The organism is Treponema sp. UBA7570 (assembly GCA_002477955.1).
Taxonomy (GTDB): domain Bacteria; phylum Spirochaetota; class Spirochaetia; order Treponematales; family Treponemataceae; genus Treponema_D.
In genome coordinates, this window is sequence record DLLE01000045.1 from 1 (window position 1) to 20,938 (window position 20,938).

The following is a 20,938-nucleotide window of genomic DNA, read 5'->3' on the forward strand; positions in this document are numbered from 1 at the left end:
CGACTCCCGTTTCCCGCTCTATGCAAAGCGATTTGGATTTCATCTGAATCGCTTTTTTTTATTACGGCATCTCTATTTTTTTAGAGGTTCCAATCATTTTATTTCAAGGGGCCAAAAAGTGAAATTCACAAAAGAAATCACAAAGCTTGAACATTCGGCAGCAAAATTAACAGTAACAGTTGCAAAAGAAGACGTAGCAAACGGTTATAAAACAACACTCGGAAAATATGTAAAACAAGTTCAGATTCCAGGATTCCGTAAAGGTCACGTACCTGCATCAGTTCTTGAACGTAAATACGGCGAACAGATCAAAATGGAAGCGGCAGGCGATCTCATCGACAGCGTATTGAACGAAATTTTTCAGGACGAAAAAGATCTTTCAAGACGCCCTCTTCCTTATGCGCAGCCAAAAATGGACGAAATGCCGGCATTTGACACTGCAAAAGACTTCACTTTCACTGTAACTTACGATGTATTTCCTTCTGTAGAAGTAAAAGACTTCAACGGGATTTCTGTAAAAGAGCCTCAAGTTTCTGTAGGCGATGCAGAAGTTGAGGAAGAGCTCAAAGGAATTCAGGAAAGAAACGCTGCGGTAATCGACAAAAAAGAAGACGAAAAAGCAGAAAAAGACAATATCGTTACAATCGACATTGAAGAGATCGGCGAAGACGGAAAAACTGTAGAAGGAACAAAACGCGAAGGTTTTACATTCACTCTTGGAACAGCAGAAAACGTTTATAAAATCGATGATGACATCATCGGAATGAAAACAAACGAAACTAAAGAAATCACAAAAAAATATGCAAAAACAGACGCTGACAAAAACCTTGCCGGAAATACAAAAAAATATAGCGTAACTGTAAAGCAGATTAAAGTTCGCAACCTTCCTGCACTCGACGATGATCTTGCACAGGACGTAAGCGACAAATACAAAACCCTTGCAGACTTGAAGGCTGACATTCTCAAAAATCTCAACGTTGCAAAAGACAGAAAAATCAAAGAAATCAAAGTAAATTCTCTTCTCGAGCAGCTTATCGAAAAAAATCCAATCGAAATTCCCGCAAGCATGCTCCAGGCAGAACTTAACGGCCGCTGGGGACAGATGGCGCAGCAGTTCCAGACAACTCCAGAAGACCTCGAAAGAATGGTTGTAGCCTCTGGCCAGAAAAAAGAAGATATGCTCGCACAGTGGACTGGAGATGCAGAAAAAATGCTAAAAAGCAGAATCATCGTAGATTCACTTCTTAAATCAAAAAATATTTCTGTAACTCCAGAAGAAGTTGAAGAAGCATACCAGAAGCTTGCAGATTCAAACGGTGTTTCAGTCGAAGACGTTAAAAAGCACTACGCTGACCCACGTGCAAAAGAATGGTTCATCGACGATGTAAAGGAACAGAAACTTTACGATGATATTTTTGCACAGATTAAGGTTGCAAAAGGCGACAAAACTTCATTTGCAGACCTTTTCAAGGCAAACTAATTTTATAAAAGTTTAAATGTGAACGGAATGTGACAAAAAAAATCTTGTTTACATTCCGTTTTTTTTTGGACTTCTAGATTTTTTTTGTTATATTTAAAATATCTAAAAAAAATCATATCAGCTCGGAGCAACAAACATGAACGAAACAATGAATAATTTAGTACCACAGGTAATCGAAAGAAGCGGAAACGGAGAACGCGCTTACGATATTTTTTCAAGACTTTTAAAAGACAGAATCATCTTTGTTGATGGCGAAATAAACGATGTTACGGCAGATTTGATTGTAGCGCAAATTCTCTTCCTTGAATCAGAAAATCCGGACAAAGACATAAGCATGTACATCAATTCTCCAGGCGGAAGTGTTACAGCAGGACTTGCAATTTACGACACAATGCAATACGTAAAATGCGACATTCAGACAATCTGCATCGGTCAGGCTTGCTCAATGGGCGCTCTTATTCTTGCCGGCGGAACAATAGGCAAAAGATTTTCTCTTCCTTCAAGCCGCATTATGATTCACCAGCCTTCAGGTGGAGTCCGCGGTCAGGAAAGCGACATCACTGTTCAGGCAAAAGAACTTTTAAGAATCAAAAGACTTTCAATTGAATTTCTTGCCGAAAAAACAGGAAAATCTTACGAACAGGTTGCAAAAGACATTGAGCGCGACTTCTACATGACTGCTACAGAAGCAAAGGAATACGGCATTGTTGACAAGGTAATGCCAAAAAGAGTTTCATCAGATAAAGAGGCAAAATAATGTTAGGATTTCATAACGAAAACAACCGCTGTTCATTTTGCGGAAGACCAGGCGGAGAAAAAAGACCTCTGGTTGCTGGCGGCCCAAACAACGAGCTTCGCATTTGTTCTCAATGTGTAGAGGCCTGCGAACAGTATCTTATCGGACTAGAAAACGAAAGCAGCCTTACTCCGATTAACTTAAGCGATGTTTCTTCCCCAAAAGAATTCAAAGAATATCTCGATCAGTACGTTGTAGGCCAGGATTATGCAAAAAAAGTTCTTTCAGTCGCAGTTTACAATCACTATAAGAGAATGGCGGCTCAAAAAGCAGGCTCGCTCCCGGATTTTGAAGCTGACGGTGAAGACAAAGTAAAAATCGAAAAATCAAACGTTCTTCTTATCGGACCAACAGGAAGCGGAAAAACCCTTCTTGCAAAAACACTGGCTCAAAAATTGAACGTTCCTTTTGCAATTGCAGACGCAACAACGCTTACTGAAGCCGGCTATGTCGGCGAAGACGTAGAAAATGTTCTTCTTAAACTGATTAACGCCGCAGACGGAAATGTTCAGGCCGCAGAACGCGGAATCATTTTTATTGACGAAATCGACAAAATCGGCAGAAAAAGCGAAAACACTTCTATAACCCGCGATGTAAGCGGAGAAGGCGTACAGCAGGCTCTGCTTAAAATCATAGAAGGAACAGTTGCGTCAGTACCCCCTCAAGGCGGACGCAAACATCCGAACCAGGAAATGATTGAAATAGACACGACGAACATCCTCTTTATTCTTGGAGGAGCATTCGTTGGTATCGATAAAATTATTGAACAGCGCATTGCTGGAAAAACAATGGGATTTGGCGGAAACGTTGGAACCATGGACGAAGCCCAGAAAATGGAGCTTCTAAATCAGTGCACACCTGACGACCTTGTAAAGTTCGGTCTTATTCCGGAAATTATCGGCCGTATGCCAATTACTGTGGCTCTCAAGGAGCTTACAAAGACAGACTTAACCCGAATTCTTACAGAACCAAAGAATTCCATTATAAAACAGCTTAAGGCAAGTTTTGCATTTGACGACTTGGATCTTGAGTTTACTCCAGACGCGCTTGAAGAAATTGCAGATATTGCGATCAAACAAAAAACCGGGGCGCGAGGACTTCGTTCAATCTGTGAAAAACTTTTAATGGATCTTATGTACGAAGCTCCAAGCATCAAGGGAAAGAAGAAATTTACCGTTACAAAGGATATTGTTCTTTCAGGAAAACTTCCTTCTCCAGAAACACTTTTAATTGGTTCTAAAGTAACTGCCTAGACAAAATAAAAGTGTCAATTTACAGTATTTGGATTGACGCTTTTATTTAAATTTACTATATTTTCATAGAGAAAAATGGGGGTGCACCGGTTTCGACGACTGTGAATAATGCACTTACTGCATGTGGGAGTGAAGGTTCCCCAAACTGACAAAAAAAATAACTGCAATTTTCGCAAGAAAAGAAGAAGAAGTTGTTGAAGCTTCTTCTGCAGAAGCTCTCGCTGCTTAGTCTGCGTTAGCCGGAACGCTTAGGGCGCTGTTCCTAACTTTAAGACGTTCTGTTACAAACAGGGACTTGCCATAAATCATTTCAGCCGGATTTGTGGGACTTTTTAGGCTGAATACGGAGACAATGCTTGTTATGCTGCCAAGTGTTTCCTGACAACCAATTCGCATAACTAAACATGTAGATGTATTTGGATTACACTTTCGGACGGGGGTTCAATTCCCCCCATCTCCACTTTTATAAAAGCCACGGATTTTTTCGTGGTTTTTATTTTTTAATTTGCAAACTTGTTTTTTATGGGAGAATAAAAAAATGACAAATTTAATCAATAATTACAAAAACTTTCTGAACAATGGAAAAACAGAGCGTGAATGTGCAAAACAAATAATCGAACTCGCCGAAAAAAATGGCTATAAAGACTTAGACTCGCTTTCTAGCGTAAAACCAGGCGACAAGGTTTATATAAAAAAAATGAATAAAGCTGTTGCCCTTTTTGAGCTAGGAACCGATTCACTAGAAAAAGGCTTGAACGTCTTGGGAGCGCACATCGATTCACCTCGTCTTGACATAAAGCAAAACCCGCTCTACGAAAAAGATTTTTTAGTTTACTTAAACACCCACTATTACGGCGGAATAAAAAAATATCAATGGGTAACAATGCCGCTAGCCCTCCACGGAGTTATCTGCACAAAAGACGGAAAAACAGTAAATGTCTGTCTTGGAGAAGACGAGTCTGAACCGGTTTTCGTAATAAGCGATATTCTCCCGCATCTTGCACAAAAACAAATGAAAGAAACCGCCTCAGATTTTATTCCTGGCGAAAACCTTGACCTGATTGTCGGCTCAGAAAAACCAGCAAAAGACTCAAAAGAAAAAGAATCTGCCAAAAAAAACATTCTAAAACTTCTAAAAGAAAAATATGGAATCGAAGAAGAAGATTTTGGCTCAGCAGAACTTGAGGTGGTTCCTGCAGGAAAAGCACGCGACCTCGGACTCGACAAAAGCTTAATCTTAGCTTATGGACAGGACGACCGCTCATGCGCATTTACTTCGGCTCAGGCACTTTTCGACTCAAAAGCAGGCAAAAAAACACTTTGCTGTCTTTGCGTCGACAAAGAAGAAATCGGCAGTGTCGGCGCAACAGGAATGGCAAGCCACTTTTTTGAAAACGCCGTTGCAGAACTGATCGCGCGCACAGAAAACGGTTTCAGCGAATTAACAGTCCGCCGTTGCCTTGCAAACTGTTCAATGCTTTCAAGCGATGTAAACGCAGCCTATGATCCAATGAATGCCGATCTTTTTGATAAAAACAACGCATCATTTCTCGGAGGCGGAATTGTGTTCAACAAATACACAGGAAGCCGCGGAAAAAGCGGAGCAAGCGACGCTAATCCAGAATTTATCGCAGCCTTAAGAAAAGTTCTTGACGAAAATTCAGTAAAATACCAGATGGCAGAACTTGGAAAAGTCGATCAGGGCGGCGGCGGAACAATCGCATACCTTGCGGCAAAATACGGAATGAACGTTTTGGATGCAGGAGTAAGCGTTTTGAGCATGCACGCACCTTGGGAAATTACAAGCAGATTCGACATCGAGCAGGCATACGAGGCTTACAAAGCATTCTTAACGCTGTAATTTTTCGGCTTTAACAAAAAAAAGCGCTTCAGGAGACATTTTTCTGAAGTGCTTTTTGTATTCTGGACGGATTTTTGCGCTCTAACGGTGTTCCGGGATTCCGCTGTCGCTGCATTTTGCAGCTGCTATTTTTATAGCATCTGCAAAACACTTCGCGTCCCTCCACCCCGGCGTAGCATATTTCTTTAAATTTCTATTTTATTCTTCTAAGGAAAGCATCCTTAAATCCGTAAGATTCAAAACGCTCTTTGATCATACCATATTCATCTGCATTAAGAGGTCCAACAAGGACTCTATAAGCATTTATATTCTTCTGCTTAATCAAAGCAAGCGGATATTTTTTACCATATTTTTCTGTAAGGTTTACAACATTTTCTTCGTTAGAAAGGGTTGCAATCTGAAGATAGTACATTCCCTTTTTAAGCTCAGCATCTGTCGTTACAAAACTTTCAAAGCTAGAGCCTTCGGTATTTTCTTCCACCACAGACTCCATTTCAATATTTTCATCTGCCTGTTCAGGAACAAAGACTTCTTTCTGAGGCTCATTTACAGATTCTTCTTCAATATTTTCTGCTTCCGGTGGATTAAGAGCAGAAGGAGCAAGAACTATCGGAGCATATTCTTCTGCCGCTGCATTTCCTTCTTCGGCGTTTTCTATAGCAGAAACATTTTCGGAAGGTTCCGTGCCATTAACTTCTGCAAGAGTTTCAGATTCAAAATGCTCAGGCTGCTCTTTTTCTTCTGCTGCATTGCCAGTAGTTTCAGCTTCCGCATTCTCAATATCTTCAGAAAAACTTTCGGAATCAGCAGAATTTTCTCCAGCCTCCAAATTTTCCGGTTCTTTTTCGTCAACAATTTCAGCTTTTGTTTCTTCCTGCGCTTCCGGAGCAGGAGCGTCAATTTTTTCAGAATTATCTTCTTCTGAAGAAATTTCTGCACCTTCATTTTCTGTTTCAGAAAGCTCTTCTTCCTGTCCGTCCGTCTGAACTTCCAGTTCTTCATCAAAAGAATCGGCATCAAAAACTTCAGAATTTTCATTTTCAATTTCTTCCGTTTTTTCATCCAGACCTTCAGATTTAGGCTCAATATTTTCTGACTCTACAGTTTCCGTATCTTCGACAGGAGTTTCACATTCCTCAAGCTCAGAATTAGGCTCCGAAATTTTGTTTTCTTCAACAGGAGTTTCAGCTTCTTTAAATTCCACTTCATCCTGATTTTTTTCAGGTTCTGTAATATTTTGCTCAAATTCCGGCTCAGAAATATTTTCTTCACTTTCTTCCGTCAAAACAGCAGTTCCAGAAACGCTTTCGTCAATACTTCCAGTGCGTCTGGTAATCTTTACCTGAACATTCGAGTCTTTTTTTATCAAAAGTTTTTCTGCAGCTTCTGCAGAAAGCAAAATTGCAATGCCCTCTCCAGAATCAATAGAGCCCAAAACAAGGACGTCAACAGCCGTACCGTTAGCAGGATTTGTCACAGTTACGCTGTCGCCAGGCAAATAGCCTATAGTTTTTGCAAATAAACCTTTCGGCATTTCACCTTCTTCGCAGACAACTGCTCTTCCGTCAACAGAAGGCCGAGCCGCCGCAAAAATCGTTGCTACAGTAAATACAGCAAATACCAATGAAAGAATTTTCTTCATATCCGTCCCCTTTATTTTAAACTCTTTAATGTTGAGCTAACTTTAGCCGCAACAGAACTTGCAAATTTGTAAAGTTCCGCCTCGTTGTTATTAGACGCCTCAACTTTTTCAGGAAAAATACTTCCGTCAGAAATAACTTTTCCTGTTTTTGGATTATAATTTTGCCAGCTTACACTTTTTACAGAATTTGGTAAAAGGGCACTGGCACTGTTTGCAGTTTTTTCATCATATTTTATTTCAAGCCTGACAAGGACATCCATCCCGCCAAGCAAAGTGTCGGCAAGAGCCCTTGTCAGCTCAGCCGAATCCGACTGGGAGTCTTCTTTTATAAAAATAGGCGAATTAGAAACGATATGTCCTGATTCAAAGAAAAAATCGGACAAAGCCTGTTCAAAAAGATCCGACACGGCAAAAACCGTATCAAACCCAGGATTATTCTGAACCACCTGAAAATTGATGTTTTTAGAATAAATCGCCGGAAGAAAAAATAAAAATGCAAAACCAAAAAGTAATTTTTTTTTCATCTCTTTATAAATATCGGAAAAGAAAAATTCAATGTTTAGTTTTTTAGAATTATTTTAGAATCAAAATCAAGAAAAAAAATTTATAAGACATAAAAAAACCGCCAGCAAAAAACTGACGGTCTTAAAAAGCAGCCGGTTAAACTACTTTGAGTAGTATTCAACTACCATCTGTTCATTAATCTGTACAGGGATTTCTGCACGGAGCGGAAGACGGGTAAGTTTTCCAGAGAACTTCTCTTCATCGCGTTCAAGATAGTCAAATTTTGCCTTTGTATCTGAAAGCCATGATTTTTTGAACTGTTCGCTCTTCTGCGCTTTTTCAACCAAAGAAATAACCTGTCCAACTTTTACAGAGTATGATGGAATATTGATTTTTACTCCGTCTACTTCAATGTGGCGATGAGAAACCATCTGGCGAGCCATGCGGATTGAACTAGCAAATCCAAGACGGTAAACAAGGTTATCAAGGCGTGTTTCAAGAGAAACAAGCAAAGCGACACCAGTCATTTCTGATGATTTTGTTGCCAATTCAAAGTAACGGCGAAGCTGGCGTTCAAGAATACCATAATAAGCCTTTACTTTCTGTTTTTCGATCAAGTGAAGACCGTAGTCAGAAGTTTTCTTTGATTTCTTAAAAGCCGGCGCCCCTGCTCTTTCCATAGCCTTTGGGTGTCCGCATACGTTTACACCAAGTCTTCTACATTCCTTAAAACGAGGACCTTTTTTTGTAGCCATTTTAATGCTCCTGAAAAATCATCAAGTGTAAATTTCCACTAGCCGCGCAGAAACTGTTACTTGATTTTCAAAGTTATGTACTGCCTAGAGGGAAGCTAAACAGTCTTTACATATTATCAAATTCTTTTTTTTTAGTCTAGTTGATTTTTACCTCTAAACTTAATTTCTTTCAAAGTAAATGATCGGAGCACATTTTCTGTCTTATCCGGCTCTTACTGCAAGTCCTCCTCGCTACGCTCGTCCGGTCTTTCCGTGGCGATCCGGGCTAGCAAAAAAATAAAAACGTATATAAAACTTTCAAAAAAAAAAAGCCCTGCACATTCTATTAAAAAGAACACACAGGGCAACCTAAAAATCCAGACTGAAATATTTATTACAGCCGGCCAGCTCCATAATATTTTCTAAAAAATCTAATTTAAAAAAAACTCTTTCAGTTTAATGCTCACCTTTACGGCTAATGTCTACTTTTTGCTGCCTTTCAAGACTTTTTGCAGGATTTCTGTAAGCAGTAAACAGGAATATTGCAAGAAAAACACAAGCAACAGCAACACCGCCAACATAAGAAACTGTGAGACCTGTTGCACCATGAGCTCCAAGGTTAAAACATTCTGGAGCATAAAGCAGGTAAGTAATACTTACAGCAGACATAAATGCCGCAGGAACAGCAGTAATCCAGCAACGGTTTGGATTTGGACCGTAGTTTGTTGCAAGGTAAACAGAAGCTGCCCAAAGAACAATCATAGCCAGAGTCTGGTTAGACCAAGAGAAGTATCTCCATACAACATTGTAGTTGATAAATGAAATTCCATAGCCGATCAAAAGAAGAGGAATTGCAACAGAAAGACGAACGCGGATTTTTTTCTCGTCAAGCTTAAACCAGTCAAAAATTGTCATTCTGGCACCGCGGAAAGCTGTATCGCCTGAAGTAATAGGGCAAACAATTACACCAAGCAATGCGATTGGCCCACCGAATTTTCCAAGAAGAGCAACACACATGTCATAAACAGAATTTGAGTTTCCGCCTCCAATAGCTTTCAAAGCAGAAAGTCCAGTTCCTGCGCCGTCTTTATTCCAGAAGAATGCAACTGCGGCAGAAGCCCAAATCAAGGCAATAATACCTTCAGCAACCATTGCACCGTAGAAAATCTTGCGTCCTTCGCGTTCGCTTTTTATGCAGCGTGAAACAATCGGAGACTGGGTCGCATGAAAACCAGAAATCGCGCCGCAAGCAACCGTGATGAACATAAGAGGCCAAATCGGGCGCACTCCGGTGATTTTTCCGGTCGCGCTGTCCATCGTTCCAGGATAAAGATTCTTCAATGTAAGCTCCATCATTGGACGCTCACCAGAATGAATAATTGTTCCGATTGCAATACCAATTGCCATTAAAATAAGCAGAATTCCAAACAAAGGATAAATACGTCCGATAATCTTATCGATTGGAAGAAGTGTTGCCAGGAAATAATAAATAAGAATTATTACAGTCCAAACCTTTATATCAAGCCATTCAGGAGTAAGGCGGGCAAGAAGACCAGCAGGTCCTACCATAAATACAACACCTACCATTACAAGAAGAACAACTGAGAATACACGCATCACATTGTGCATTACAGGGCCAAGATATTTTCCAGTAACTTCAGAAATAGAAGCACCATCGTTTCTTTCAGAAAGCATACCGGACATAAAGTCATGGACAGCTCCAGCTAAAAGAGTACCGCAGACAATCCAAATGTAAACACTAGGTCCCCACATGGCTCCAGAAATCGCACCAAAAATAGGACCAAGGCCGGCAATATTCAAAAGCTGAATTAAAAAAGCCTTTCCAGTAGAGATAGGAACATAATCAACACCGTCAGGATTAGCAACAGCAGGAGTTGCATGGTCGTTTGGTGCAAAGATTTTTTCCACGATTTTGCCATAGATCATGTAACCTACAATCAAAATCACCAGCGCAGCAAAGAAAGTTATCATAAAAATACCTCCAGATAAACAATCTACAAACTGATTTAAAGGCTGTTAAAAAAATTAAATTTACTGCGGTTATTGGTTGTTGTCCGAAATTGCCGTAAAAACTTCTTTAACAACACTTTTTTGAATTTGACATAAGGCTCGTCAAAAAGGCGAACTTTTATCCTACAAAGATTAGTCTAAATCTACATTTTGTATTTGTAAAGAAATTTAAAATCTATGCGAACCAATTGAAAAAAACATGCTTCGATCTGAATATTTTTGTCTAATTGTAAATCTGCGCTGTTAATGATAAAATCATTCTATGCTGCAGAAAGTTGATTCTAAAATTTACATTATTGGCGCGGGTTTTGCAGGACAGATGATTGCCCGCGATTTGATGCGTAAAAAAGTATTTGGTTCGGTAGCGGCATTTTTAGATGATGAAAAAAAACTAATTGGAACTTCAATTGAAGGAATTCCTGTATTGGGTTCAATTGCAGAAGTTGCAAGCCTTGTAAAATGCGGCCCCTTGGATGAAGCAATAATTGCGATTCCAAGCGCGCCGACAGAAAAGATACGTGAAATTTACGAAGCTTTAAAAAAGGGCGGTTTTGCCCACATCAGAATTCTTCCGAGTGTAAGCCAGATTATCGACGGCAAGGCGCATTTTGTACAGACAAGAGAAATAGATCCTCTTGATATTTTGGGCCGGACGCCTGTCATAATTCCGCTTCATCAAAGTTTAAAATACCTTCGCGGAAAAAGAGTTTTTATTACAGGAGCAGGCGGCTCAATAGGTTCAGAACTTGCAAGACAGCTTCTTTCTGGCGGCGCAGAACGGCTCTATCTTTTTGGACACGGAGAAAATTCAATTGTACAGATTTACAGAGAACTTCATGTCTTGCAGCAGGAAGGAGTCGGAGAAAAAGCAACCGTAGTTCCGATTATCGGCGACATGAAAGACCGTGAATACGTAGACTACATAATAAAAAACACTCGGGCAGACGTGATTTTTCATTGCGCGGCTTATAAGCATGTTCCGATGATGGAAGAAAATCCAGTTGCTTCCATCGAAAACAACGTTTTTGGAACTAAAAATCTTTTGGATGCGGCGTTAAAAAACAATGTCCAGCGTTTTGTGCTTATTTCGACAGACAAGGCCGTCAATCCAGTGAGCGTTTATGGAGCAGGAAAAATGCTCTGCGAAAAACTCATTCTTCAATATTCAAAAAAAGCAAATTCTTCACAAAAATTTATGTTTGTCCGATTCGGAAACGTGCTCGGCTCAAGAGGCTCAATTCTGCCTTTATTTCAGGAACAGATAAAATCTGGAGGACCTGTAACAGTCACGGACAAAAATATGGAACGCTATTTTATGACAATTCCCGAAGCATGCTCTTTGGTTCTCGAAACAGGAGGAATCGGAGAAAACGGAAAATCTTATCTTCTGGACATGGGAGAGCCTATAAAAATTTACGATCTGGCAGAACAAATAATTAAATTTTCGGGACTTGAACCGGGACGCGACATTGAAATTAAAATAATCGGTCCGCGCGAAGGCGAAAGAACTTTTGAGCCATTGTGGCTAGAAGAAGAAAATCCTCAAAAAACCGAATATGAAAAGCTCCTTGAGCTTAAAAATTTGGAGTTTGGAGATAAAAAACTCGATCAGCTTCTCGAAAAACTTAAACCTGTCTGCTTTTTCAGTCCCAAAAATACAGAAGCGTTCAGAAACAGAGAAATTCTTCTAAAATACCTCAGAGAATACGTTCCAAGCCTTGACGAATATTACAAAACGACAAAAACTACTTTAGGTTATCTATAAAAATTACGGCAGGTGTGTATGTCAGAATTAAAAGTTCCGTTTTTTAAGCCTTCATTTTCGAAGGAAGAAAAAGATGCTGTTTGCAGCGTTATTGATTCAGGCTGGCTTACGACAGGAAAAACAACTCACGACTTTGAAAAAGAGTTTGCTGATTTTTTAGGATGCAAACACGCTCTTGCGGTCAATTCAAATACAAACGGAATGATTCTTGCCATGGAAGCATGCGGAGTAAAAAGCGGAAGAGCTGTAATTACAACGCCCTACACCTTTGTTTCGACCGCCGCCAGCGCAGTTCATCTGAATGGGGACGTTCATTTTGCAGATATTGAAGAAAATTCATATTCAATCTCGCCGGATTCAATCAGGTCTGTTCTGGAAAAACTCAAAAAAGACGGAAAAATCGAAACTGTTGCGGCAATTGTTCCAGTTCACATTGCAGGGAATTTGTGCAGCATGAAAGAAATCTGCGCCATTGCAAAAGATTATTCAACTCAAAAAAACAAAATCTTCGTCATTGAAGACTGCGCCCATTCATTTCCAAGCAAAACAAAAGACGGTTACGCAGGAACATTAGGCGATGTAGGAATATTTTCTTTTTATGCGACAAAGACAATCACCACTGGCGAAGGCGGAATGATTACGACAGACAGCGATTTTCTTGCAAAAAGAATGTGCCAGATGAGGCTTCACGGAATGGACAGAGATGCATGGGATCGATACACAAGCGACAAAGCTTCCTGGGAATACGACATTATCGCTCCAGGATTTAAGGCAAATCTTCCAGATATTTTAAGCGCAATCGGCCGGGTTCAACTAAAAAAAGCAGAATTGTTCGAATTCAAAAGAAAAAAAATCGTCGAAAAATACAATAAAGCTTTTGCAGGCTGTGATTTTTTGACTTTGCCTCCGGACAGAGAAGGAAACGCCTGGCATCTTTATCTTATTCAAATAAATCCTTCAAAATTAAACTGCACAAGAAATGTATTTGCAAAAGAACTTCAGCAAAACGGACTTGGAATTTCAATGCACTTTATTCCAATCTTCCATTTTTCGTACTGGCAAAAAAAATATCCCGACTTTAAAGCAGAAAATTTTCCAAATGCTGAGCGCCATTACAAAAACACGATTACACTGCCGCTTTGGCCTGATATGAGCGAAGAAATGGCAGATTATGTCATAAAAACAGTAAAATCTGCCGGAGAAAAGTTCCATGTGCACTAAAAGAAAAATTCCTCAAAAAAACACACTCATCTTTTCAGACGAATTTTATTCGGACATTTTTGAAGATGATATGCTCTATGCTTCTGTCGTGCGCAGTCCTGTTCCAAAAGGACGAATCATAAAAATTCTGACGGAAGAACTGCCAGAAGGCTATAATTTTTATGGTTGCGAAGATCTTCCGTTCAAAAAAAATATAAAAATTTCAGGAACAAATATTCCGGTTTTTTGCGAAAAAGATATTGACTACGCAGGGCAGGCAATAGGAATAATTACCGGCCCAAACAAAAAAAATGTGCGGCTTCTGAGCAAAAACATTAAAATGAACATTGACGAGCATTTTTACTATGAAGAAAAAAATGAAAATTCAAACATTCTTGCACAACGAGAAGTCAAATACGGCCAAGACTACGAGCTTCAAGAAGAAGACTCTCTGATTGAAGAAGAATGGGAATCCGACATAAATTTTCAAAATTTCACCGAAACAAACGGAGCTTTCTGCTACATAAAAAGCCAAAATCTCTATGTTTTTTCTCCAAACCTTTGGATTAGCAATTTAAGAAAAAATCTTTCCGATATTACAGGTTTTCCAGAAGAGAATATCTATATAACAAGAACAAAAATTCTTTCAAAGACAACGGACATAATTTGGCTAAACACATTAATTTGCTGTCAGTGTGCCCTCGCCTGCCTAAAACTCAAGAAGCCAATAAAACTTGAATTTACAAGAACCGAGCAGCAATTTTTTGCAGAAAATACATCATCCGTAAAAATCAGGCATAAAACCGCCGTTGCAAAAAGCGGGCTCATAAAATCTATGGACATTTTAATCCATGTGAATGCAGGAGCTTATAATCCTTTTGCACAGGAAATTGCAGACAGACTTGCAATCGCCGCAATCGGAGTATACAAATGTCCAAATATAAAAATTACATCAAACATTTACAAGAGCCACTCAATTCCATCATCAATTGATTTTTCGATAATCGCTTCAAAAGCGTTTTATGCCGTGGAAAATCAGATGAATAAAATTTCCCGCGAAACAGGAATTGACCCTCTTGAACTGCGTATTTTAAATCTAAAAATCGAAGACAGACACAACCGCTCAAAAATCATTCTCGAAACAGGAAAATCAAAAGAAGTTCTCGAAGCCATTTGCAGGACAGGAACTTTTCTGCGGAAAAATGCGGCTTATAAAATGGAAGACATTCACAGGTTTGATCACGACAACGCTTCTCCTTACGCACCGCCTTTGCGAGGAATCGGGCTTGCCTGCGCTTACGAAGGAACTGCCTACCTCGGTTCAAATTTTATAAAAAAAAATCTGAATATTGAACTTTCCTACACAAAAGACCAAAAACTTTATATCCGCGGAATGCCAAGTTCAAAAAACGCATGGCAAATCTGGCAAAAAACTGCTTCCGAAATCACTGGACTTCCTGCCGAAAATATTTTTTTGAACACAAATTACAGCATTGACTCAGAACCAGAAAATCCACAGACGACAAACGCTTCAATTTCAATCAATTCTGTTCTTATAAAAAAAGCCTGCGAAGCCTTAGCTCGAAAGCTTTCAAAAACAACAGACGAAGAATTTCCGGTAACAATAAAAAAAAGTTTTTCTGTAAATCCTAGAAAAAGCTGGGATTTAGAAACGTTCAGCGGGTATCCATTTTCTTCCACAAGTTTTGCAGCAATGATTGCCGAAATTGAGCTTGATTCAGCTTCTTATTCGCCTCAACTGCGCGGAATTTGGTTTATAGCCGATGCAGGAAAAATTTTAAATCCCCACGCAGCCGAAACTTCCCTCAAAAATTCAATTCAAGAAGGATTGAAAGAACTGGTTGAAGACGATGAACTTTCTGTATCCTCAATTTCGATTCAATTTATGCAGTCAAACGATGAGCCAAAACAACTTGGCGATATCGCAGCCTCTCTTTTGCCTGCCGCTTATGCCTCTGCCCTTTCTCAGGCTGTCGGAAAAACAATTACAAATATGCCGGTTCAGACAGATACAGTTTTTAAGCTCACAAAAAGCTTGAAAGAAAACTGGGAAAAACAAAAAGAGGCTGAAGAAAACAAAAATTCAGAAGAAACTACGGAGCTAAAATAAAAATGAAAATTCCTGTAACGATAAATGGAAAAAAAATCATTCTTGATGAAAATCCTGACGAAAAACTGCTGTTCGTCTTAAGAAAGCAAAAACTGATTTCTGTAAAAACTGGCTGCGAGGCAGGAAAATGCGGTTTTTGCACAGTTCTGCTTAACGACAAGCCGGTTTCTAGCTGTCTGATTCCCATTGGAATTGTAAAAGACTGCACGATAGAAACCCTTGAATCTTTTTCTAAAACAAAAGAGTATAAGGACATTGAAACAGGTTTTTTTAAAGCCGGAATGAATTTGTGCGGGTATTGCAATTCATTCAAGTATTTTTCGGTTTACAGGCTCTTAAAGGACAATTACCGTCCGACAAAATCGCAGTTAATTGAACTTACTACAGAAGATAAATGCGCATGCACGGAACAGGGAGTTTTTATGAACGGAATTCTTTATGCCACCGCAGCCAGGCACGAACGCGAAGGAAGAAAAAAGAATGTTAAAATCTAAGCAGATTTATTACGCAAAGACACTGAACGATATTTTTTATCAAAAAAAATCGATAAAAGACATTCAGCTTATGAGCGGCTGTACACAGGACAAAAAACTTCCGGAAATTTCTCTTTGCGTCCGCAATATTCGCGAATTAAATTATTCAATAAAGCACGAGCGATTTTTTGAGTTTGGTCCGGAAATTACACTTTCACAAATTCTCGAAATCGATCCTGCAAAACTTCCATCTGTTTTTTACGAAGCCGTAAAGTCAATTGCAAACACAAACATTAGAAATATCGCAACTCTTGCAGGAAACATCTGCGCAAAAAACTACAGATACACGCTATTTGCTCCGCTTGTCGCTCTTGACGCAAAGCTTGAATTAAAAAGCGAAACGGAAACAATTTATCTGCCAATGACAAAATTCAATGAAGTTCCGGAAAATTTTGTCCTTTCAAAAATAATACTTCCGCTTGGAGACTGGGAAGTTGCTGTTTTTAAAAGGCTTGGGCCTGCCCACATCATAACCGAAAATTCCGCTTCCTTTGTTTTTCTTGCTGACACTGTAAAAAATCAAATTGCAAACCTCAAAATAGCATTTGCAGGACCTTTTTCGCTGCGCAGCCTTGAGCTCGAAAACAGGCTTTTGGGAGCCAGCCTTCCTTTGAGCGAAAACACAATTCTCGAATTTGTAGAAGCGGCGAAAAAAATCTACGACGAAACATGCCTGGACAAGCAAGTTCCTCCGATTTTAAGAGCGCAGTTTTTAAATCTTGTAAAATATTCGCTTGAACAGCTTACTTAATAAACATGCAGTCACCGTAAGAAAAAAAGCGGTACTTTTGATCTACGGCTTTTTTGTAGGCATTTAAAATATTTTCACGGCCAGCAAAGGCGCTTACAAGCATAATCAGAGTGCTTTCTGGAGTATGAAAATTCGTAAACATTTGATCCACGCACTTAAACTTATATCCTGGATACATAAAAATGCTTGTTGCTCCAGAACCGCCTTTTACAAAACCATTTTCGTCTGCCGCCGATTCAAGGGTTCGGACAGAAGTTGTGCCTACTGCAAGAATTGGGCGGCCTTCTTTTTTTGCACGGTTTATTTTTTCAGCAACATCGAAAGGAATTGAATAGACTTCCTTGTGCATCTTGTGTTCTTCTATATTTTCTGAACGGACAGGAAGAAAGGTTCCAAGTCCGACATGCAAGGTTACAAAACAGCGTTCGATTTTTTTTGCGTCAAGTTTTTCAAACATTTCCTGAGTAAAATGCAACCCGGCTGTCGGACAAGCAGAGCTTCCTGTTTCTTTGGCATAAATTGTCTGATAACGCTCAGAATCCGTATCATCGTCTTCGCGGTGAATATATGGAGGAAGCGGAATATGTCCGTTCTTTTCAAACCAGTTGTCATCAAGAGGAATTTCAAATTTTACAGTACGGAATTCAGAGCCTTTGTCACCTTCATTTTCTATAACAGTTCCGACAGTTCCGTCAAAAAATGAATACTTGTTTCCAGTCTTTACCTTTTTTGCGCCTTTTACCATCGTATGCCAGGTTTTTAAGTCCGGAGTCATCTGGTTTAAAAACATAAATTCCTGTTCACGTCCGCCCTGTCCTTCTTTTTCGCTAATTTTTATTCCATAACAGCGGCTTCGGCGAACTTTGGAATTGTTAAAAATCATCAATGTGTCTGGAGAAATTAAATCAGGCAAATTTTCCATTTTTAAATGTTGAACTTCGCCAGTTTTGCGGTTTAAAAGCATAAGTTTGTCCTGACCGCGAATTCCAGACGGTTTTTGAGCAATAAGCTCTTCAGGCAAATCAAAATAAAAATCACTAAGTTTCATTTTTTATATTTCTCCAATAAAAAGCCAGTTTGTGTCAATATCAAAATAAGGAAGCCTGCCCGTTTGAATTGTCTTTTACTTCAAGGCCGAGATGTTCATAGGCTTTTGAAGTGACAATTCTTCCGCGCGGAGTCCGCTGAATAAGACCGCATTGAATCAAATACGGCTCATAATAATCTTCAAGAGTGTCCTGCGCTTCTCCAATGCTGATTGCAAGAGTTTCTGCGCCAACAGGTCCTCCGCCAAATTTTTTAATTATTGAAAGAAGAATTTCCCGGTCGTATTTTTCAAGTCCAAGGCAGTCAATTTCCAGACGCTTAAGACCTTCCTCAACAATTTTTAATGTGATTTTATTCCGGCCTTCAACCTGAGCAAAATCCCTCATACGGCGCAAGACACGGTTTGCAACACGAGGTGTTCCGCGGCAACATTTTGCCAAAAGAAGAGCCGCATCATCATCAATAGAAACTTCAAGAATTCCTGCGCTGCGACGAATAATAGAAGAAAGCTCCTTTTGAGTATAAAATTCAAATCTAGGAATAAAACCAAAACGGCTTCTTAAAGGACTGGAAACCGAGCCTGCCTTTGTTGTTGCGCCGACAAGCGTAAAAGGAGGAATCGGAATTCTGACGGTTCTTGCCGCCGCTCCCTGCCCAATAATCCAGTCAAGTTCAAAATCTTCCATTGCAATATAAAGCATTTCTTCAATCGCAGGTTTTAAACGATGAATTTCATCAATAAAGAAGACAGTCCGCGGAGTTATAGTTGAAAGGATTCCAGCCAAATCCTTAGGTTTGTCCAAAGCAGGGGCGCTCGTAACCTTAAAATCGACGCCGAGCTCGTGAGCTGTAATTTGAGCGAGCGTTGTTTTTCCAAGACCTGGAGGACCGATTAAAAGAAGATGATCCAACGGCTCTTCGCGAAGTTTTGCCGCTTGAATAAAAGTAAAAAGGTTTTTTTTAACAGATTCCTGTCCAAGAAAATCTGACAAAAACTGAGGCCTCAAAGAATTCTCTTGAATTTCATCATCTTTTAAGTCCGCTCTTACAATTGCCGAAAAATCTGTTTCGCTGTCAATGCTGTCCATAATCTACGCAAGCTCCACAATTATTTTTCTAAAAATCATATCTTCTTTTTCTTTTTGAGATTTTCCGTCAAAGTCTGGCTCAAGTTTTGCAGAAAGCTCCGCAATCTTCTGTTCAACAGTTTTTCTGTCATATCCCATGCTCACAAGCGAAGAAATAACATCAGAAAAAGCGCTGGACTTAGGAACAGTAAATGTCTGCAAATCTTCGTTAAATGAGAGTTTTCCCTTTAAGGCGAGCATCATTTTTCCTGCAGTTTTTTTTCCTATGCCAGGAATTTTTTCCAAAAGAGCGACATCTCCGCTTTCAAGAGTGTCCATAAGAGTTGAAGAAGGCGCGCTGCTCATAATTTTTACCGCTCCCTTAGGACCAACGCCATCAACTTTAAGCAAATCAAGAAAAAAAGAACGCTCGTTCTCGTTTGCAAAACCAAAAAGCGCAAAAACAGTATCTGTATGCTGCATCCACGTAAATATTTTAGCTTCCACGCCAACAGGCGGCAAAAGATCAAGATTTGAATCCGGAATATTTATATCCCATTCAATGCCGTTTTTTTCTAAAAAAAGCTGTTTTGGAAATTTGCCAGTAATTGTTCCAGTAATAGAGTTGAACATAGTTTTATTCTAGCAAATTTTTAAATTGTAATGAAGATGTGTTATTGCGCCTGCAAGAGCGTCAGCCGCATGATCTGGCTTTGGCTCAGTTTCCAGACCAAGAAGAATTTTTACATATTTTTCAACAAGTTTTTTGTCTGACTTTGTAGTCCCGGTAACAGCCTGCTTTATTTGATTCGGTTTATATTCTGACAGAGGAATACAATTTTGCGCGACAATCAGCGTACAAACACCTTTTGCCTCCGCAACAGAAATTCCAGATGTGATATTCTTTACAAAAAACAGCTCTTCCATCGAAGCTTCTGTCGGCTTAAATTCATCAATCACCGCCTGTAAACTTGAAGCAATTTTTAAAAGCCTTTGAGAAAGACTGTCCGTGCTTTTTGTCGTAATGCAACCGTAGCTTACCATTCTGTAGCGTCCGTTAAAAAAATCAACTATTCCAAAGCCAGTATTTGCAAGGCCTGGATCAATACCGATTACACGCCGGATTTTAGGAGAATCCTTAACTGGAGAACTTTCAGTCTTTTCAAAAATTTTTGTTCCAGGCAATTCTTCAAACTTTTTCAAAATAAAACCACACTGAAAAATATTTTTTACACAGCAAAAATCATAAGCCATAAAAAAACCACGGGAAAGCCCGTGGTTTTGCAAAACTTTGATTAAAAAGTTAAGGATTACTCCATTTCAAAGTCTTCTGGATATTCAGCTGTGTGGTAAACGTTCTGAACATCATCGTTGTCCTCAAGGCGGTCGATAAGTTTCTGAACTTTTGCGGCAGTATCCTTGTCAACAGCAGTGTAAGCATCAGGAACCATGCCAACGTCAGCAGAAAGTGTTTCAAACCCTTTTGCCGCAAGAGCATCTGCAACAGCAGAGAATGCATCTGGAGCTGTAGTTACAGTAATAACTCCATCTTCGTTTACAATGTCGTCTGCGCCAGCTTCGAGAGCAGTTTCCATAACTTCGTCTTCATTTACTTTTTCAGCATCAAGCTCGATTGTACCTTTGCGCTGGAACATGCGGCTTACAGAACCAGAAGTTCCGAGGTTTCCGCCTGATTTTGTAAAGATATTGCGAACATCTGCGGCTGCACGGTTGTGGTTATCTGTGAGAACTTCAACCAAAACAGCAACTCCGCCTGGAGCGTATCCTTCGTATACAAGTTCTTCGTAAGATGTTGCGCCGTCTTCACCAGTACCTTTTTTGATAGCACGTTCGATGTTATCCTTAGGCATGTTAGCTGCACGTGCCTTAATAATTACAGTACGAAGACGTGGGTTTGAGTTTGGATCTCCACCACCCATTCTTGCGGCAATTGAAATTTCCTTAATGAATTTTGTGAACAGTTTACCGCGTTTAGCATCTGCAATACCTTTTGCATGTTTAATGGTTGCCCATTTACTGTGTCCTGACATGATAACTCCTATAAAAAGCCAATCTTTTTGACTTTATAATATACAAACAAGTTTAGATTTTGTAGTCTAACACAAAACCAAACTGTTATCAA

The 20,938-nt window shown here is 39.6% G+C and carries 18 protein-coding genes and 1 other RNA gene; 10 read left to right on the forward strand and 9 right to left on the reverse strand.

The window, feature by feature from the left end:
* Positions 1-118: 118 nt before the first annotated feature.
* The 5 genes from tig (at position 119) to B4N75_RS05405 (ending at position 5,390) form a co-directional block, all read left to right on the forward strand.
* Positions 119-1,480 carry a trigger factor gene (tig, locus tag B4N75_RS05385; RefSeq protein WP_296706796.1) on the forward strand — a complete coding sequence of 454 codons (1,362 nt, stop codon included), beginning with the start codon at positions 119-121 and terminating at the stop codon, positions 1,478-1,480.
* A gap of 136 nt (positions 1,481-1,616) precedes the next feature.
* Positions 1,617-2,237 carry an ATP-dependent Clp endopeptidase proteolytic subunit ClpP gene (gene clpP, locus B4N75_RS05390; protein ID WP_296668503.1) on the forward strand — a complete coding sequence of 207 codons (621 nt, stop codon included), beginning with the start codon at positions 1,617-1,619 and terminating at the stop codon, positions 2,235-2,237.
* On the forward strand, positions 2,237-3,529 hold the full coding sequence (clpX, locus tag B4N75_RS05395) for an ATP-dependent Clp protease ATP-binding subunit ClpX (protein ID WP_296022109.1): 1,293 nt from the start codon (positions 2,237-2,239) through the stop codon (positions 3,527-3,529). Before clpP ends, clpX begins: the two co-directional genes overlap by 1 nt.
* A 77-nt stretch (positions 3,530-3,606) precedes the next feature.
* Positions 3,607-3,992: a transfer-messenger RNA gene (ssrA, locus tag B4N75_RS05400) on the forward strand.
* A gap of 75 nt (positions 3,993-4,067) precedes the next feature.
* On the forward strand, positions 4,068-5,390 hold the full coding sequence (locus tag B4N75_RS05405; RefSeq protein ID WP_296668501.1) for an aminopeptidase: 1,323 nt from the start codon (positions 4,068-4,070) through the stop codon (positions 5,388-5,390).
* A gap of 193 nt (positions 5,391-5,583) precedes the next feature.
* On the opposite strand, the gene B4N75_RS05410 is transcribed toward B4N75_RS05405, so the two are convergent.
* The 4 genes from B4N75_RS05410 to B4N75_RS05425 form a co-directional block, all read right to left on the reverse strand.
* Positions 5,584-7,032 carry an SPOR domain-containing protein gene (locus B4N75_RS05410; RefSeq protein ID WP_296706798.1) on the reverse strand — a complete coding sequence of 483 codons (1,449 nt, stop codon included), beginning with the start codon at positions 7,030-7,032 and terminating at the stop codon, positions 5,584-5,586.
* A gap of 11 nt (positions 7,033-7,043) precedes the next feature.
* Complete coding sequence (locus B4N75_RS05415; protein WP_296022090.1) at positions 7,044-7,556, reverse strand: hypothetical protein; 513 nt, start codon at positions 7,554-7,556, stop codon at positions 7,044-7,046.
* 141 nt (positions 7,557-7,697) lie between these two features.
* The gene (gene rpsD / locus B4N75_RS05420) at positions 7,698-8,291 is read right to left on the reverse strand and encodes a 30S ribosomal protein S4 (RefSeq protein ID WP_078931204.1); all 594 of its coding nucleotides are present in this window, start codon (positions 8,289-8,291) and stop codon (positions 7,698-7,700) included.
* Between the two features lie 435 nt (positions 8,292-8,726).
* Positions 8,727-10,262: a carbon starvation CstA family protein gene (locus B4N75_RS05425; protein ID WP_296022082.1), complete on the reverse strand. Its 1,536-nt coding sequence runs from the start codon at positions 10,260-10,262 to the stop codon at positions 8,727-8,729.
* A 301-nt stretch (positions 10,263-10,563) separates the two neighbouring features.
* On the opposite strand from B4N75_RS05425, the gene B4N75_RS05430 reads away from it, so the two are divergent.
* Genes B4N75_RS05430 through B4N75_RS05450 form a run of 5 tightly spaced genes read left to right on the forward strand, consistent with a single transcriptional unit; the run spans position 10,564 to position 16,681 of the window.
* Positions 10,564-12,066 carry a polysaccharide biosynthesis protein gene (locus tag B4N75_RS05430; protein WP_296667096.1) on the forward strand — a complete coding sequence of 501 codons (1,503 nt, stop codon included), beginning with the start codon at positions 10,564-10,566 and terminating at the stop codon, positions 12,064-12,066.
* 18 nt (positions 12,067-12,084) lie between these two features.
* A complete protein-coding gene (locus B4N75_RS05435; RefSeq protein ID WP_296706800.1) occupies positions 12,085-13,287 on the forward strand; it encodes a DegT/DnrJ/EryC1/StrS family aminotransferase in 1,203 nt (400 codons plus the stop codon).
* On the forward strand, positions 13,277-15,397 hold the full coding sequence (locus tag B4N75_RS05440) for a xanthine dehydrogenase family protein molybdopterin-binding subunit (RefSeq protein ID WP_296706801.1): 2,121 nt from the start codon (positions 13,277-13,279) through the stop codon (positions 15,395-15,397). The genes B4N75_RS05435 and B4N75_RS05440 overlap by 11 nt, the downstream gene beginning before the upstream one ends.
* A 2-nt stretch (positions 15,398-15,399) precedes the next feature.
* Positions 15,400-15,891: a (2Fe-2S)-binding protein gene (locus B4N75_RS05445; protein WP_296706803.1), complete on the forward strand. Its 492-nt coding sequence runs from the start codon at positions 15,400-15,402 to the stop codon at positions 15,889-15,891.
* Entirely contained in the window at positions 15,878-16,681 is an 804-nt protein-coding gene (locus B4N75_RS05450) for an FAD binding domain-containing protein (RefSeq protein ID WP_296667089.1), read from the forward strand. The genes B4N75_RS05445 and B4N75_RS05450 overlap by 14 nt, the downstream gene beginning before the upstream one ends.
* On the opposite strand, the gene queA is transcribed toward B4N75_RS05450, so the two are convergent.
* Genes queA through B4N75_RS05475 form a run of 5 tightly spaced genes read right to left on the reverse strand, consistent with a single transcriptional unit; the run spans position 16,674 to position 20,846 of the window.
* Entirely contained in the window at positions 16,674-17,729 is a 1,056-nt protein-coding gene (gene queA / locus B4N75_RS05455) for a tRNA preQ1(34) S-adenosylmethionine ribosyltransferase-isomerase QueA (protein ID WP_296022043.1), read from the reverse strand. The two genes, B4N75_RS05450 and queA, sit on opposite strands and share 8 nt — an antisense overlap.
* 40 nt (positions 17,730-17,769) lie before the next feature.
* The gene (ruvB, locus tag B4N75_RS05460) at positions 17,770-18,816 is read right to left on the reverse strand and encodes a Holliday junction branch migration DNA helicase RuvB (RefSeq protein ID WP_296667087.1); all 1,047 of its coding nucleotides are present in this window, start codon (positions 18,814-18,816) and stop codon (positions 17,770-17,772) included.
* A 3-nt stretch (positions 18,817-18,819) separates the two neighbouring features.
* Positions 18,820-19,428: a Holliday junction branch migration protein RuvA gene (gene ruvA, locus B4N75_RS05465; RefSeq protein WP_296706805.1), complete on the reverse strand. Its 609-nt coding sequence runs from the start codon at positions 19,426-19,428 to the stop codon at positions 18,820-18,822.
* Between the two features lie 9 nt (positions 19,429-19,437).
* Positions 19,438-20,049, reverse strand: coding sequence for a crossover junction endodeoxyribonuclease RuvC (gene ruvC, locus B4N75_RS05470; protein WP_296667083.1), 612 nt, complete (start codon positions 20,047-20,049; stop codon positions 19,438-19,440).
* Between the two features lie 56 nt (positions 20,050-20,105).
* Positions 20,106-20,846 carry a YebC/PmpR family DNA-binding transcriptional regulator gene (locus B4N75_RS05475; RefSeq protein WP_078931193.1) on the reverse strand — a complete coding sequence of 247 codons (741 nt, stop codon included), beginning with the start codon at positions 20,844-20,846 and terminating at the stop codon, positions 20,106-20,108.
* Between the last annotated feature and the right edge of the window lie 92 nt (positions 20,847-20,938).